This window comes from Kitasatospora sp. NPDC059827 (assembly GCF_042731675.1).
GTDB lineage: Bacteria > Actinomycetota > Actinomycetes > Streptomycetales > Streptomycetaceae > Kitasatospora.
Genome location: NZ_JBHWIV010000027.1, coordinates 88,247 through 101,617, shown reverse-complemented (window position 1 = coordinate 101,617; position 13,371 = coordinate 88,247). Strand labels below are relative to the sequence as shown.

Annotated in this window: 12 protein-coding genes; 7 read left to right on the top strand and 5 right to left on the bottom strand. The window is 74.5% G+C overall.

The genetic code is table 11. The features are described from left to right. Positions 1 to 87: 87 nt before the first annotated feature. Entirely contained in the window at positions 88 to 390 is a 303-nt protein-coding gene (locus ACFV8H_RS19240) for a hypothetical protein (protein ID WP_380401203.1), read from the bottom strand. Positions 391 to 1,146: 756 nt separating this feature from the next. Beyond that, positions 1,147 to 2,139, bottom strand: a complete 993-nt coding sequence (locus ACFV8H_RS19235) for a hypothetical protein (protein WP_380401201.1) — start codon at positions 2,137 to 2,139, stop codon at positions 1,147 to 1,149. 208 nt (positions 2,140 to 2,347) lie between these two features. On the opposite strand from ACFV8H_RS19235, the gene ACFV8H_RS19230 reads away from it, so the two are divergent. Genes ACFV8H_RS19230 through ACFV8H_RS19220 form a run of 3 tightly spaced genes read left to right on the top strand, consistent with a single transcriptional unit; the run spans position 2,348 to position 7,516 of the window. Beyond that, positions 2,348 to 4,591: a protein kinase gene (locus tag ACFV8H_RS19230; protein ID WP_380401199.1), complete on the top strand. Its 2,244-nt coding sequence runs from the start codon at positions 2,348 to 2,350 to the stop codon at positions 4,589 to 4,591. Then, entirely contained in the window at positions 4,588 to 6,705 is a 2,118-nt protein-coding gene (locus ACFV8H_RS19225; RefSeq protein WP_380401197.1) for a protein kinase, read from the top strand. The genes ACFV8H_RS19230 and ACFV8H_RS19225 overlap by 4 nt, the downstream gene beginning before the upstream one ends. 25 nt (positions 6,706 to 6,730) lie before the next feature. Further along, a complete protein-coding gene (locus ACFV8H_RS19220; protein ID WP_380401195.1) occupies positions 6,731 to 7,516 on the top strand; it encodes a hypothetical protein in 786 nt (261 codons plus the stop codon). Positions 7,517 to 7,659: 143 nt separating this feature from the next. Here ACFV8H_RS19220 and ACFV8H_RS19215 read toward each other — a convergent pair whose 3' ends face one another. Further along, positions 7,660 to 7,872: a hypothetical protein gene (locus ACFV8H_RS19215; RefSeq protein WP_380401193.1), complete on the bottom strand. Its 213-nt coding sequence runs from the start codon at positions 7,870 to 7,872 to the stop codon at positions 7,660 to 7,662. 762 nt (positions 7,873 to 8,634) lie between these two features. Here ACFV8H_RS19215 and ACFV8H_RS19210 point away from each other — a divergent pair. Beyond that, complete coding sequence (locus ACFV8H_RS19210; protein ID WP_380401191.1) at positions 8,635 to 9,030, top strand: hypothetical protein; 396 nt, start codon at positions 8,635 to 8,637, stop codon at positions 9,028 to 9,030. Between the two features lie 198 nt (positions 9,031 to 9,228). On the opposite strand, the gene ACFV8H_RS19205 is transcribed toward ACFV8H_RS19210, so the two are convergent. Both ACFV8H_RS19205 and ACFV8H_RS19200 read right to left on the bottom strand, forming a co-directional pair. Next, positions 9,229 to 9,885, bottom strand: coding sequence for a DUF4360 domain-containing protein (locus tag ACFV8H_RS19205; protein WP_380401189.1), 657 nt, complete (start codon positions 9,883 to 9,885; stop codon positions 9,229 to 9,231). A 223-nt stretch (positions 9,886 to 10,108) separates the two neighbouring features. Further along, on the bottom strand, positions 10,109 to 10,519 hold the full coding sequence (locus tag ACFV8H_RS19200) for a hypothetical protein (protein WP_380401187.1): 411 nt from the start codon (positions 10,517 to 10,519) through the stop codon (positions 10,109 to 10,111). 255 nt (positions 10,520 to 10,774) lie between these two features. On the opposite strand from ACFV8H_RS19200, the gene ACFV8H_RS19195 reads away from it, so the two are divergent. From ACFV8H_RS19195 to ACFV8H_RS19185, 3 genes are all read left to right on the top strand, one after another. Continuing rightward, complete coding sequence (locus ACFV8H_RS19195) at positions 10,775 to 11,065, top strand: DUF4287 domain-containing protein (protein ID WP_380401186.1); 291 nt, start codon at positions 10,775 to 10,777, stop codon at positions 11,063 to 11,065. A 209-nt stretch (positions 11,066 to 11,274) separates the two neighbouring features. Beyond that, entirely contained in the window at positions 11,275 to 12,471 is a 1,197-nt protein-coding gene (locus tag ACFV8H_RS19190) for an FAD-dependent oxidoreductase (RefSeq protein WP_380401184.1), read from the top strand. Between the two features lie 102 nt (positions 12,472 to 12,573). Then, positions 12,574 to 13,371, top strand: coding sequence for a hypothetical protein (locus ACFV8H_RS19185; RefSeq protein ID WP_380401182.1), 798 nt, complete (start codon positions 12,574 to 12,576; stop codon positions 13,369 to 13,371).

Here is a 13,371-nt window from a genome sequence, read left to right as displayed (position 1 = left end):
GCCGCCGCGATCTGGCACAACTGGAACACCGGCGCCGCGATCAAGCGCTCACTCATCGCCTATGACCACTGAGGACATCGGACTCATTCATCTAGTCGTCAGCTTGCCCTGCTGGGAATGGTGTTGGGATCTCAGCAGGCCGTCGATCAGGAGCTGCTCGAAGTGCCGTACTCCCAGCGGGGAGTGGCGGCTCGACGGCGATGCGAGGAACTCGTCGAATCCCCGGAGGAGTTCGATCCAGGCGCCGACCAGCGGGTCCCGCCCGTCGAGCACCGGGTCGAAGCGCCCCGGGGCGGCGGAGGGCCTGCCCCTGCGGGTCTGCGGGACCCGCGCGAGGGCCCAGCCCGGAATGGTGAGGACGTAGGTGCGCGCCTCGCCGTTCCACGTCATCGAGACCCGGCCGCCCGGGCCGGCGCTGCTCCGGGTGGAGGGCAGGGGCAGCTGGACGGTGTGGGTGCCGGCGCGCGGCCGGATGCTCCTGACGGGGGGCCTCGTCGCCCGTCGCCCCGCGACGGACGCGGGGAAGGCCGGGAAAGCCGGGAAGGCCGGGAACCCCCGCCGCCGTGGGCGCGGTGCCGGAGGTCGTGGTCGGACCCGCCACGGCGAGCAGGCCGGATGAGCGTGCCGCACCGTCCGCAACGCTGCCCGGCGCCCACGGGGAAGGACACCCGCTCTGCGTGCGACCCGGCGGGCCCGCTGCGCGCCGCGCCGTCCGGCCGCGGTGCGGGTCGCGATCCAGCAGGGGCTCGGGACCGCCGCGGCCCTGGCGTGGCGGCCGCTTCCGTGGCTGCGCCCGCGGTCCTCGGCTCGGCCGCCACGGACGGCGGCCCGGGCCCGGGCCGTGGCCCTCGGGGTGCCCGGCTGCGCGGGGGCGGCGTGCCCGGCTCGGACGGGCGGGTCGAGCCTGGTCACCGACAGCTCCGGCCGAGCGGCACCGGTCGCGAAGTGGCTTGAGGGGAAGGAAATCTGATGGACAGTCCGATGGTGATCCCGCGCATGCCGATTCCCTCCCGTTGGCGCGCGCCGTACCCGCGGCGCAGCGTGTGCTCCGAGACTAGGCAGCAGGAATGCCCTCGCGAGGAATCCAATTGAGCGCCGTTGCCGTGGGCCAATCGGAGCGTTGGGGGCCGCTCGCGGGCAGGCGCGTCACCCGGGGTTGGCGTCGAGCAGGTCGGCGCCGAGTGGGGTGAGGGTGTGGCGCACGGTGCGTCCCTGCCGGGTGGTCGCCACCAGTCCGGCCGCACGCAGCGCCGCCGCGTGCGCCGAGGCCGTCGGAGGTTTGATGCCCAGGCACCGGGCCAGTTCGGTGGTGCCCTTGCCGGGCCCGACCGCCCGCAGGACCCTGGCCTTGGCCGGCCCCAGCAGGACGGCCAGGCCGTCCCTCGGATCCGGCGGCCCGTCCCGGTGCGAGCCGGGGGTGACGGGGTGGAAGACGGTTGGCTGGCGGCCGTCCTGGAGCAGGAAGCCGACGCCCTCCTGGAGGAACAGGCTGGGACGGAGTTCCAGGCCGCGTCCTTCGAGCGGGACGGACCAGACGCCGTCGAAGCCGGCCGGCTCGGTGTACTCGAGCACTCCCCGGTCGTGCCAGGCGAGTTGGGGGTGGAGCGTGCCGAGCATGACACCGGGGCCCTGCTCGGCCATGGTTCGGGCCCGCCGCTGGATGTCGGTCTGGAGCGCGCGTTCCATGTCGGGCCAGTCCGGGGCCAGGCACGCCCGGTGCAGCGCCCAGGCCGCGTCCGCGACGCGCCGCAGGGCCGCGCTGCCTTCGTCGCGCAGCTCTTCGACGATTCTGGGCACCCGCGGCACCTGCTCGTACATGGCGAGGTCGCTGCGGACCACGTCGTCGCGAACCGCGGTGATGCCGTCCAGTTCGTCGCTCAGCCGCCGACAGTGCCCGAGGACGTCCGCGCCGAGGAAGTCCGGCATCCCCTCGCTGCTCGCGTTGACCAGGTCGATGAACGGCGCGGCCTTCGCCGGTGCTTGCGCCCGCACCCGCCGCCACCACCGCTCCCGGGTGCTCGACGCGCCGACGTAGTGACCCCGCGCGGCTCCGACGGCCCCCAGCAGCAGATGGTCCATCGGCGAACTGCTGAACCGGGCCCGCGCCACGTCCCGCACGCTGAAAACGAGCTCGATCACGCTCTCCCCCTGACGCACCGACCGGCTGTGGCCGTGGCCGTGGCCGTGGCCGTGGCTGTGGCTATGGCTGTGGCTGTGGCTGTGGCTGTGCAGGACGAGTCTCCTCCCGCCCGCCGGACGGGGGGCCTTCGATGGACGGAAGGGGTCCACCGGATGAGTTGTCCGTGCCACCCTGTCTGGTGACGGCGGCGAGGGCGGGGGAGGCTTGGTGGCTGCCAAGGGTGACAGCGAGGGCGCGGGGGCGCGGGCGGCCGTGTTCGTGGGCCCCCATCAGTTGCTGCGGCCGTTGGGCGAGGGCGGGATGGGGGTGGTGTACCTCGCCCGCTCGCCCGGGCTGAGGCTGCTCGCGGTGAAGGTCATCCGGCCCGAGTACGCCGAGGACCCGCAGTTCCAGCGCCGGTTCCAGCAGGAGGTGGAGGCCGCCCGGCGGGTGACGGGGTTCCACACGCCGCCCGTGGTGGACGCGCAGCCGCGCGGTCCGCGGCCGTGGATGGCCACGGCGTACCTGCCGGCGCCGTCGCTGGGCGAGGTGGTGCGGCGGTTCGGTCCGCTGGGCGAGGCGGGTGCGCGGGCGCTGGGGGCGGCGTTGGCGGAGGCGCTGGCCGCGATCCACGCGGTGGGGGTGGTGCACCGTGACCTCAAGCCGGGCAATGTGCTGATCGCGCGGGACGGTCCGCGCGTCATCGACTTCGGGATCAGCCGGGCCTTCGACGCGGTCCACCTGACCCGGACCGGCATGGTGTGCGGCACCCCCGGATACATCGCCCCCGAGCGCGTCGTCTCCGCGTCCGTCACCTTCGCCTCCTCGGACGTGTTCTCGCTCGGCTGCCTGCTGGTGTACGCGCTCACCGGCCGTACCCCCTTCGGCACCGGTGAGCCCGCGCAGATCAACCGGCGGGTGGTGTACGAGTGGCCGGACCTCTCCGGGGTGCCCGCCGCGCTGGGCCCGCTGGTGGCCGCGTGCCTGGACAAGGACCCGGGTCGGCGGCCCACGGCGGCGGCCGTACTGGCCGCGCTGGCCCCGGCCGATCCGGCGGCGCTGCTGAGTCCGGGGTTGCTGGCCGACTTCGAGGCCCGGGAGCGGCAGGCCGGGATCGACCTGGCGGCGCCGCCCGCGGATCCGCCCGCGCGGGCGGTGCGGGCGTGGCGGTCGCTGAGCCGGCGCGGGCTGTTCGGCCTCGGTGCCGGGCTCGGCGCGGGCGCGGCGGCGGCCGTGGGCGTGCCGCTGCTGCTCACCCGCCGGGCCCGGGCGGCGGCCGGGGCGGCGACGGTCGGTGACCCCGTGGACGCGTGGGGAGCCGACGCGGGCGGCGCGGGTGCGGGCGCCGCGGGAACGGGCGGAACCGGCGCGGGCGGCGCCGGTGCCTCGCCCGATGCGCCGGCCCCGCTGTGGAGCCGGCCGTTCAGCGGCGTGACGGTCCTCCACCAGCTGTCCCTCGTCGGCTCGACGCCGGTGTGGTGGAACGAGGGCACGGGCGCGACCGGTGTGGACCCCTCGACGGGGCGTACGGCGTGGTCCCAGCAGGAGGTCCAGTTCTTCCAGGCGCAGGGCGGGCTGCTCTACGGGACGTCCCCGGACTTCACGAGCCTGGTGTGGCTGGACGCCGCGGCGCAGACCCACCGGACACCGCTCACCGTGCCCGCCGACCAGCACATGGACGCCGCGATGACCCTGCGGGTCTTCGGCGCGGACGACCGGACCGTGGTGACGGCCCGGCAGACCTCCACGGGCGGCGGAGTCGTCGTCGGGACCGATCTGGGCAGCGGTGAGGTGCTGTGGCAGCACGACGTCGCCCAGAGCCTGGCGGTGTCGATGGCCCGCGACATGGACGACCTGTACAGCGGTTCCGGAAGCACGATGGGCCTGGTCGCCGACGGCAGGTGCTACTACCGGGACGGTGACGTCCTGCACGCGCTGGACCTGCGCACCGGCGAGTCCCGCTGGCAGGCCGCCGGCCTCGCGCCCGCGGGCGCAGGGGTGCCCGCGCGGCTGCTGCGCGCCGGCGACCTGCTGGTGGTCGTCGCCAACCGGACGGTGGTGGCCGTGGAGGCGGCGACCGGGCGGCAGCGCTGGACGGCTCCCCCGGTCCCGCAGGCGGTCTTCGGCTGTGCGCTCGGCGGCGACCGGCTGTTGCTGTCCGGGGCCCAGGGCACGGCCTACTGCCTCGACGTCACGACCGGCCGGGGACTGTGGCACTGCACCGTGGCGGCCGTGACCCTTCCGAGTGCGAGCGGGGACTTCCGGGCTCCGTCCGCGGGTGACGGCTTCTTCGCCGTCCCGCTGCAGGGCGGTCCGTACGGGTCGGCCGTCCTGGACGCCGCCCGCGGCACGCTCCGCTGGGTGGCCCGGCCGCCCTCCGACGAGGGCCTGTGGACCACCGCGGCCGACGGCCCGACGCTCTACTGCGCCTCGTCCACCACGCTGCGCGCCTTCCGGGCCGGTGCCGGATGAGCGCGCGCAGCATCGGCCCGTACCGCGTCCTGCGCAGACTCGGCGCGGGCGGCATGGGCGCCGTCTATCTGGCCGCCACCGGCAGCGGGCGCCCGGTCGCGGTGAAGACCGTGCAGGAGCAGTACGCGGCCGATCCGGAGTTCCGGCGCAGGTTCGCCCAGGAGGTGGCCGCGGCCAGGTCGGTCAACGGGGCCTACACCGTGGCGGTGGTGGACGCCGACACGGAGGCGGAACTCCCCTGGCTGGCAACCGAGTTCGTCGCCGGACCGTCGCTGTACGAGGCGGTGGCGCGGCACGGCGCGCTCGCCCGGCCCGCGCTCCACGTCCTGGGGGCGGGGCTGGTGGAGGCGCTCGCGGCGGTCCACCGCGCCCGGATCATCCACCGGGACCTGAAACCCTCGAACATCCTGGTCGCCCGGGACGGCCCGAGGGTCATCGACTTCGGGATCAGCAAGCCGACGGCCGACGCGCTGCCCACCGCGAGCGGCCAGATCATCGGCACGCCCGGGTTCATGTCCCCCGAACACGCGGCGGGCCGCACCCTCACCCCCGCCAGCGACCTGTTCTCGCTGGGCGCCGTGCTGGCCTTCGCCGCGACCGGCCGCGCGCCCTTCGGCGAGGGGCCGCCCGCGGTGCTGGTCTACCGGGCCTCCGAGGAGCCCCCCGACCTGGACGGGGTGCCGCCGGAGCTGACCGGACTGCTGGTGCGCTGTCTGGACCGGGACCCGGCCCGGCGGCCCGCACCGGCCGAGCTCGCCGAGGCCTTCCGGTACGGCCCGGCGGTCGGCACCGACTGGATGGGCGGGGCGGAGCGGACCGTACGCGGGCGTGAGCGTGAACTGGCCCGGGTGCTGAGCGATCCGAACGGCACCCGGCGCCGGCTGCTCGTCCTCGGCGGCGCGCTGCTCGCCACGGCCGCCGCGGGCGGGGCCACCCGGGTGCTGTGGCCGGGAAACGCGGGGGCGCCCCCGAAGGCCTGGACGGCCGCCCTCCCCCGGGCCGGGATGGCGCCGGTGGCCTGCGGCCCGGAGGCTGTGGTGTGCGCGGACCGCACGGCAACCATCGGCTACGCCCGTTCCGACGGGCACGTGCTGTGGAGCAGCACCGTGGAGGCGGGGGCGCTCCCGGTCGGCGACGGCGGTCGGGTGTGGTCGGTGGACCAGGACGGCTCGGTGCGGGCACGGGACGCGCGCAGCGGCACCGAGATCTGGCGCTCGCCCGACCCGGTCCCCGGTGCGCAGTCCCTCGCCCTGCCGCTGCCGGGCCTGCTGCTGGTCACCGGAGCGGACGGAGCACTGAACGGCTACGACGCGGCCGGGGGGCGCCGGCTGTGGAGCGGTGCGGCACTGGGCACCTACTACCGCGTCCAGGGCATGGACGCGGCGGGCCTGCTGGTCGTCACGGTCCTCGGCGATTCGGGCGCCGACGGCGGCTTCCGCTTCCTGGCGCTCGACCGCACGAGCGGCCGCCGGCGCTGGTCGCTGGACGCCCAGGAGCTGTACGCGCCACCGAGCGGCACCAGCCTGTACGCCCTGGGTCCGGACCGTGCCCTGACCGCCGTGGACGGCGAGCGCGGAACCGCCCTGTGGAGCCGGCCGAGCGGCCTTCCGCCGGCCTTTGCGACGGGCACTGCCTATCTGGGTTCGCTCTCGCTCCGCCGAGCGGTGCTCACCTGTCTTCCTGCCTCCGGGGCGACGGCCACCGACGGGCAGACCGCGACGGCGGCCTTCGACACCGCGGGCTCCCGGCTCTGGAGCGGCACCCACACCGGCGCCATCACCGGGTGCGCGGACGTCGCGGCCCTGGTCGCCACCGGCGGCCCGCAGGGCGCGTCAGCCACCGACCTGCGCACCGGGGCCACCGCGTGGACCTGGCCGTCGGCGCAGGGCGCCGCCACCGTACGGGGCTCCTGGGGGAACTCGGTCCTCGTCACCTCGCCCACGGACACGGGCGGTTTCGCCCTCCAGTCGCTGGCCGGCGCCGACGGCAGCCCGCAGTGGCACCAGTCCTTCGCCCGCCAGCCCGGCGACCCGCAGGTCCTGGTCCAGGACGCGGCCCTGCTGGTCGGCTACGGGCCCACCCTGACCGCCTACCACCTGTCAGCCGGCGGCTGACAGCCTTCGAAGGGTTCCGCACGAGATGGCCGAGATCGAGGACACCCCGCCGGCGACACAGCCGCTGCCCACCCTCCCGCGCACGAGCCCCCTGCCCGCCCAGGCCGTTCCCGCCACCCTCCCCGACCCGGCGGACCTGCGCCCGGGCGGGCCCGCCCGGCGGTGGACCTGGCTGCTCGGGGGCATCACGGCCGGCGCGGGCGCCGCCGCGCTCGTCCTGGGCCTGGTGGCCAACCTCGTCACGCCGACCGCGACCGCCTCGTCCGCGACGAACGCTTCCGCCGCGGTCGCGTCCTCCGGCCCGGCGTCCCCGTCCGCGGCGCTCTACACCGCCTCAGCGGCCGGCTGCTCGCTGGTGCGCCCCGAGACGGTCGCCCGCTATGCCAAGGGCGCCCCCTGTACCGAGCAGAAGCCGATCGGGGGCATACCGGTGACGGGCGGGAGCTGGACCAGCCAGGACTCGGGCCTGATCATGCTGCAGGTCCTGGTCACGCTGTCCCCGAGCACCGACAGCATCTACCAGGAAACGCTGAGCAGCGCCCGGACGATGGCGGCCACCAGCGCCGGCACCATGAAGATCACCGACGACCGGCCGGTCCCCGGCATCGGGGAGAAGGCGACCCTGCTCTACACCGTTGCGTGGGGTTACGGCCGCATCGAACTCGTGGTGCTCCAGCGCAACGCGCTCATCACCGTCAACTACCAGGCGGCCACCCGCTCCGGCTACACCTTGAAGGACGTCCCGCCCTCGGAGGCCGAGGCCGCCGCCACCGCCGCCGCGCGGGACGCCCTGGGCACCCTCACCGCGTGAGAACCACGGCGCACCCGACTACACGGTGCGATCCGCAGCCGCAGTTCGTACTCCTCGGCTCCGGCGGCACCCACCTGCTCGCCTGCTCGCCGTCATCGAGGGCAGCGTCGCAGGTCAGGGGCCTGCGGCAGGCGGCCTGGTGGTCAGATCTGGCGGTCCGGGTCGGAGAAGGTCAGGCCGCCGACCGCGAGCGGACGCCGGGCCGGGGCGGGCACCGCGGCGGTCTCGCCGGGCGGCTGCCGGAAGTCGGCGCCCTGCTCGAGCGGCGGCCGGCGCGCGCCGGACTGGGTGGGCAGGGGCGTGTCGGCGGCGGTCGCGGAGAAGGTGGGCATTACGAGAGGGCTGTGGTCTGTCATGATCGACAGTCTCGCAGCACGAACCGGGCCGCGTCGCCACCCTCCCGGAACCAGTGGAGCCGGAACGGGGGGCGCACAGCCCTCGCGGGTGTCCCTGGGTGGTCCGGGTGGGCCGGGCGGCCCGGCGTGGCGCTGGTCGCTCGGCGAGGCGGACGTCGACGGCGGGCCGGTGGGGACCTGGTGCTGCGGGTCACACTCGATCACCACCGGAGCAGACCCTCGACCGGGTCGTGGCCTCGCTGTGCGAGTGGCGCGACTGGCTGGAGCACCTCGCGCCATGACCCGGGACGAATTCCAGCAGGCCCTGGAGCACGCCGGCCGGCCGCAGCGCAGGGCGTCCCGGACGGCGGGCTCATCGAATCGGCCGGCCGGGGTCGTCCAGCCAGGCGTGCCAGCCGTCCGGGGTGACGGTCAGCCCGAGGCGCGCGATGCCGGGCTCGCCCTCCTCGTGCCACCAGGCGAGGGTCCCCATGGGCGGCCCTTCCTTCCCCGCCTCAGGGTCGATCCCCACGAAATCTAGCCCCACAACACCCTCCAGTACCAAGCCGGTTGCGGTCACTTGCGCGTCACCGCTCCGCAGTGCTGACGACCCGTCAAGGGCATGCGGGCGCAGCCGGGGAGGTGTGAGGTGAAGTGTCAGGGGAATGTCCGGCGAACGTCGTTCCCCGCGGTGGCCGTGGAGAGGCAATCTGCTCGGGAGAGCTCCCGCTCCAACTGCGCTGTCGTCTGCACGGCAGAGGGCCTGACAACAGGAGGAACTGCATGAGGTTCAGGGTGGGCCGCCGTACGGCGGCGGTCGCGACGGCTGCGGCTTTGAGTGTCGGCGCGCTTGTCTCGGCCGTAGGGAATGCTCACGCCGACGACTACGTCCCGATCAATGTCGGCCACTGGGTCGGCCTCTACGACGCTCCCAACACCAGCTCGAAGGACGGGTGGGCCGACGTACCTCCCGGTGGCGCGATCATCGCCCAGTGCTGGACCGTCGGCGAGAGCATCGGCAACTACGGCGACACCTGGTACCGCACGAACCGGATCTTCTGGAACGACGGCAGTGGATGGACCAACGTCCTACCCACCGTCTACGTATTCGCCGGGTATGCGGACGGCAACGCCCGCTCCGTCGACCGGGACCCCAACATCCCCCGTTGCCCTTCGTAGCACCGAACGCACCCGGCCGGTGTCCCTCCGGAAGCCGTAGGAGACCGGCTACCCGCCGCGAGGTCTACGGGTTCTCCCTGGGAGGCCCGGTGCTGTTCCGAGGTTGATGGGAGCGACCCGCTGCCTGGCCTCGCCGGCACCTGAACAGGTGTCACGGACGGCACGCCGCCGGAAGGCTCCGGGCGCGGGGTCAGGAGGTCATGGACAATGCCGCAGGGTCAGGTGGTACACGGTTTTGACCGTGCCGTCCGTCGAATCCATCTCCAGGAAGCTGGTGTCGCCCGGGCCCGAGGTGCCGCGGTCGACCTGCAGTTCGGTGGTGATGTCGAGGTTGCGCTCCTCCCCGCAGGGGGCGAAGGCCAGGGCTGCGGCCGGCGCGGTGTCGGTCGTCTGCCAGTCGCCGTTGAACCCGCCCTTGAAGTGGTGGGTCGCGGTGGTGGTGCGGGGGTCGCCCTGGAAGTGGTAGCGGGCCCGCTGGGTGCCGGAGGCGCCCGTCGCCAGTGACGCGAAGCCGCGGTAGTCGGCCGACACGATCGCGTAGGTGTAGCCGCTGGGGACGTGCACGAGAAGGGTGAGCTGACAGTTCTTCCGGAAGTCGGTCGGCGACGCCCCGGGCCCCACCTGGGCGAGGTAGTTGCTGTAGGTGACGGTGAAGGCGGTGTTGTCGGGGGACACGGCGACGGCCGCCGTCCCCTCCGGGCAGCCGGTGCCGTTGACGGCCACACTGTCGATGACGATCCGCTCCTGCGGCGGGGGTGGGGGCGGGGCGGGGACCGGGGCCGGGCTGCCGCCGAAGGCCGACGAGCCGAACAGTGAGGTGGCGACACCAGTCGCGGCCAGCAGGCGGAGCACCATGGTTTCCCTTCGACCGTCCACGGGTCCGGGGGCGGGCGTCGGTCTCCGCGCCCGCCCCCGGATTCACACGTCGGCATCGCACCACACACCGCGCACCCGAGTACAGAAGGTGACAATTCGGCCACTCAGACGGCCCGCAAGGTCGGGGCGTCGTTCACCCACGTACGGGAACAGGGCGCCGCGCGGGTGGGCGGGGCCTCCCCGCCCGCGCCGTCGGGTGGTGTCAGTGGACGAAGATCCGGTGCGGGGTGTCCTTGCCGGCGGGCTGGTTGCGGTCCAGGTGGACGCCCGGGTAGGTCTTTCCCGCGTTGCGTACGGCGAAGCTGATGAGCACGGCCACCAGGCCGGTCACGCCCGACAGGCCGGGGACGGCTCCGCCGCCGCCGACGAGGCAGGCGACGGCGATGAGGGCGATGCCCGCCGCGAGCAGGAGCCAGCCGGAGGTGGTGCGGGTGCGCTGCTTCTGTGCGGCGGTCGGCTCGGATTCCAGCACGACCTTGATGGGGAGGCGGCAGTCGCCGCAGTACGCGTCGAGGACGACGGACCCCGACTCCGGGCGCCGGCTCGCGCCGAGCGGGAACAGGTGCCACTGCGAGTGGTAGGTCGTGCTGCGCAGCCCCTCGGTGCGGCTCATGCTCGTCCGGTGGCCCAGACGGAACCGTGAGACTTCGGTGGGCACGCTCATGGATCTCGCTCCGTCTCCCCGTGCGCGGCCCCCCAAGTGTCCGCGCGGGCCGCGATGTTAACAAACGCACATGTACGCGAGGGGCCGCCGGGCGGCACTCGGGCCGCGGGCCCGGTCCGGGAAGTTCCCGGCCGTCGGGCGATGAGTTTCGCCGCCCGGGCCGGTCTACCCCTTGAACACACCGACACGAGCAGGAGAGAACACATGTCCTTCCAGGCGTACCTCGACACCATCGAGACCAGGACCGGCCTGACGCCGCGCCAGTTCGTCGCGCTCGCCGAGCAGCGCGGCTTCGACGCCCCGGCCACGAAGGCCGGGGTGATCCTCGCCTGGCTCAAGGAGGACTACGGCCTGGGCCGCGGCCACGGCATGGCCCTCGTCCACGTCCTCAAGCACGGCGCGAAGATCGACGCCCGGCACGTGGGCACCACGGGGTCGCACCGCGACGCCTCCGACACGCTCTGGCTGGACGGCAAGGCGACCAGGCCCGCGTGAACGGTCGGGGCCGGGCCGGGGTCGGGCCGGGGTCGGGCCGTTTCGGGGTGTGCTACGGTCGTCGGCGCTGGCTGGAATGCGCGAAAAAATCCGCTCCTGAATGGTGTTTCTGAGCGGCGCCCCACACGGTGTTCGTTCCTCTGCGAGGAACCCGGTGCTTCCTTCGTCGTCCTGAACGAAGGCAGAGGACTGTGCTTTTTCCGTACCGTGTGATCATCATCGGGGCCGGACTGGGCGGGCTCGCGCTCGCCCACGGCCTGCGCGAGCGAGGCGTCGACGTCACCGTCCACGAGCGCGACGCCCGTCCCGGGGCCCGGCCGCAGGGCTACCGCATCCAACTCGACGAGCCCGGCCTCACCGCCCTGCGGCAGTGCCTGCCCGCCGAGTTGTTCGGGCTCTGCCTGGCCACGGCCGGGGCACCGCCGGCCCGGGTCTCGGTCCGCAACCGTCATCTGGAGGTCCTGGCGGACCGAACCGCGGACCCGACGGCGGGCTTCGAGGCGGCGGGCGTCGGTCCGCGCGCCTTCGACCGGCCGACGCTGCGTCGGATCATGCTCCTCGGACTGGGCGACCGGGTGCACCACGGCGCACGGCTGGCCTCCTACCGGCACGAGGACGACGGGCGGGTCACCGCCTGCTTCGCCGACGGCCGGACCGCGACCGGCGACCTGATCGTCGGCGCCGACGGCGTCAACTCGACGGTGCGCCGGCTCCTGCTGCCCGCGGCCCGGGTCGAGGACGCCGGCCTGCGGCTGGTCTACGGCCGGATCCCGCTGGACGGGCGGGCCCGCGAAGCCCTGCCGGGCTGGGCCTTCGAGAGCATCTTCACCGTGGTCACCGACGGCCCGGGCAAGGCCCATCTGGGCCTGGGACCGGTGGAGTTCGCCACCCGGCCCGACCTGGCCGGCCGTGCCCGGACCCCCGCCCTCGACCTGCCCCCGGCCCCCGACTACCTCGCGTGCATGGTCGGCGCACCCGCCGACCACCCCGCGATGCCCGCCCCCGCGGACCTGCGCACGCTGCCGCCCGCCGCCCTGCGCGAACTCGCGCTGCGGCTGCTGGGCGACGGCTGGCACGAGGACGTCCACCGCCTGCTCGCCCGGTGGGACACCGCCTCGCTCTTCCCGCTGCGCATCTCCACCTCCGCCCCCGTGCCGCCCTGGGAGCCGGGCCCGGTGACGCTGATCGGCGACGCGATCCACGCGATGAGCCCGGTCCTGGCGATGGGCGCCAACACCGCCGTCCGCGACGCCGCCGAACTCAGCCGCGCCCTGGCCGACGCGACCGGCCCGGGCCCGGGCCTGGCCCGGGCCGTGGGCGCGTACGAGAGCCGGATGCGGGACTACGCCTTCCCGATCGTCGCCGACTCCCGCCGGACCGGACAGCAACGCGTCGGCCAGCGCTGACCGGACACCTGCGGGAGGGGGTCTGCGGAAGGGAGTCCTGCGGGCGGTCGAGGGCGGGTGAACGCCCTTGAGCGGAGCCGGTGTTGGTGCTTCACTGTGCGGATGATCAGCGAGGCCGAGATGACTGACCTGTTCGGCGCCGTACTCAGCAGGCACCGGGTGGACACCCGGGCGCGGTGGCGCAACGCCGTGTGGGCGCTGGTGGTGGCCGTGCCCAGCGGCTGGCTCGGGCTGTGGGCGCTGGTCGCCGCGGACGACGGCCGTCCGGGCGGCGGCCGGGCGATCGGCCTGGTGATCGGCCTGTCCCTGGGCGCGCTGTACGTCGCCGTGACGCAGGCGTGGCGCGCGGTACGGGGCGGGTCGGGAGAGTACTTCGAGGTCCGCGAGCGCGGGATCGTCCACGGCTCGCGGCGGGGCGCGGTGGGCTGGGAGTGGAGCCGGATCGTGTCGATCACGATCCCCGGCACCCCGAGGATCCACGGCCTCGCCCGCCGGCTGGGCAACGACTACCGCTGCCGCCTCGCCCTCGACGGCGGCGCGCGCCTGTACATCGACGGGCACGCCGCCGGGGCGTTCGGCCTGGGCCGCGCGGTGCTGGAGCACAGCCCCCGGGCGCGGCGGCTGCAAGGGGACGAGTGGCAGGATCGGGCGGGCGGCTGGTTCCTGGCCGGGGCGGCGGTGTTCCTGCTGGCGGGGGTCTCGATGGTCGCCTATCTCGCGAGCCACGCGGACACCACCCGCACGATCACCGACGCGAACGGGATGCTCCGCGAGGAGACCGTGCAGGGCGTCGGCGACGGTGTGATCATGGCGGTCGGGCTGAGCCTGCCGGTGTGCGCGGTCGGCGCGATCACGTGCATCGTGCTGTACGTCCGCTACCGGCGCTACCGCCCGCGCTGA

Excerpts from the sequence above, each read along its gene's own strand:
- ACFV8H_RS19195 (WP_380401186.1), top strand. The coding sequence starts at position 10,775 with ATGTCCTTCCAGGCGTACCTCGACACCATCGAGACCAGGACCGGCCTG.
- ACFV8H_RS19185 (WP_380401182.1), top strand. The coding sequence starts at position 12,574 with ATGATCAGCGAGGCCGAGATGACTGACCTGTTCGGCGCCGTACTCAGC.
- ACFV8H_RS19200 (WP_380401187.1), bottom strand. The coding sequence starts at position 10,519 with ATGAGCCGCACCGAGGGGCTGCGCAGCACGACCTACCACTCGCAGTGG.
- ACFV8H_RS19220 (WP_380401195.1), top strand. The coding sequence starts at position 6,731 with ATGGCCGAGATCGAGGACACCCCGCCGGCGACACAGCCGCTGCCCACC.
- ACFV8H_RS19205 (WP_380401189.1), bottom strand. The coding sequence starts at position 9,885 with ATGGTGCTCCGCCTGCTGGCCGCGACTGGTGTCGCCACCTCACTGTTC.
- ACFV8H_RS19240 (WP_380401203.1), bottom strand. The coding sequence starts at position 390 with ATGACGTGGAACGGCGAGGCGCGCACCTACGTCCTCACCATTCCGGGC.
- ACFV8H_RS19225 (WP_380401197.1), top strand. The coding sequence starts at position 4,588 with ATGAGCGCGCGCAGCATCGGCCCGTACCGCGTCCTGCGCAGACTCGGC.
- ACFV8H_RS19215 (WP_380401193.1), bottom strand. The coding sequence starts at position 7,872 with ATGACAGACCACAGCCCTCTCGTAATGCCCACCTTCTCCGCGACCGCC.
- ACFV8H_RS19210 (WP_380401191.1), top strand. The coding sequence starts at position 8,635 with ATGAGGTTCAGGGTGGGCCGCCGTACGGCGGCGGTCGCGACGGCTGCG.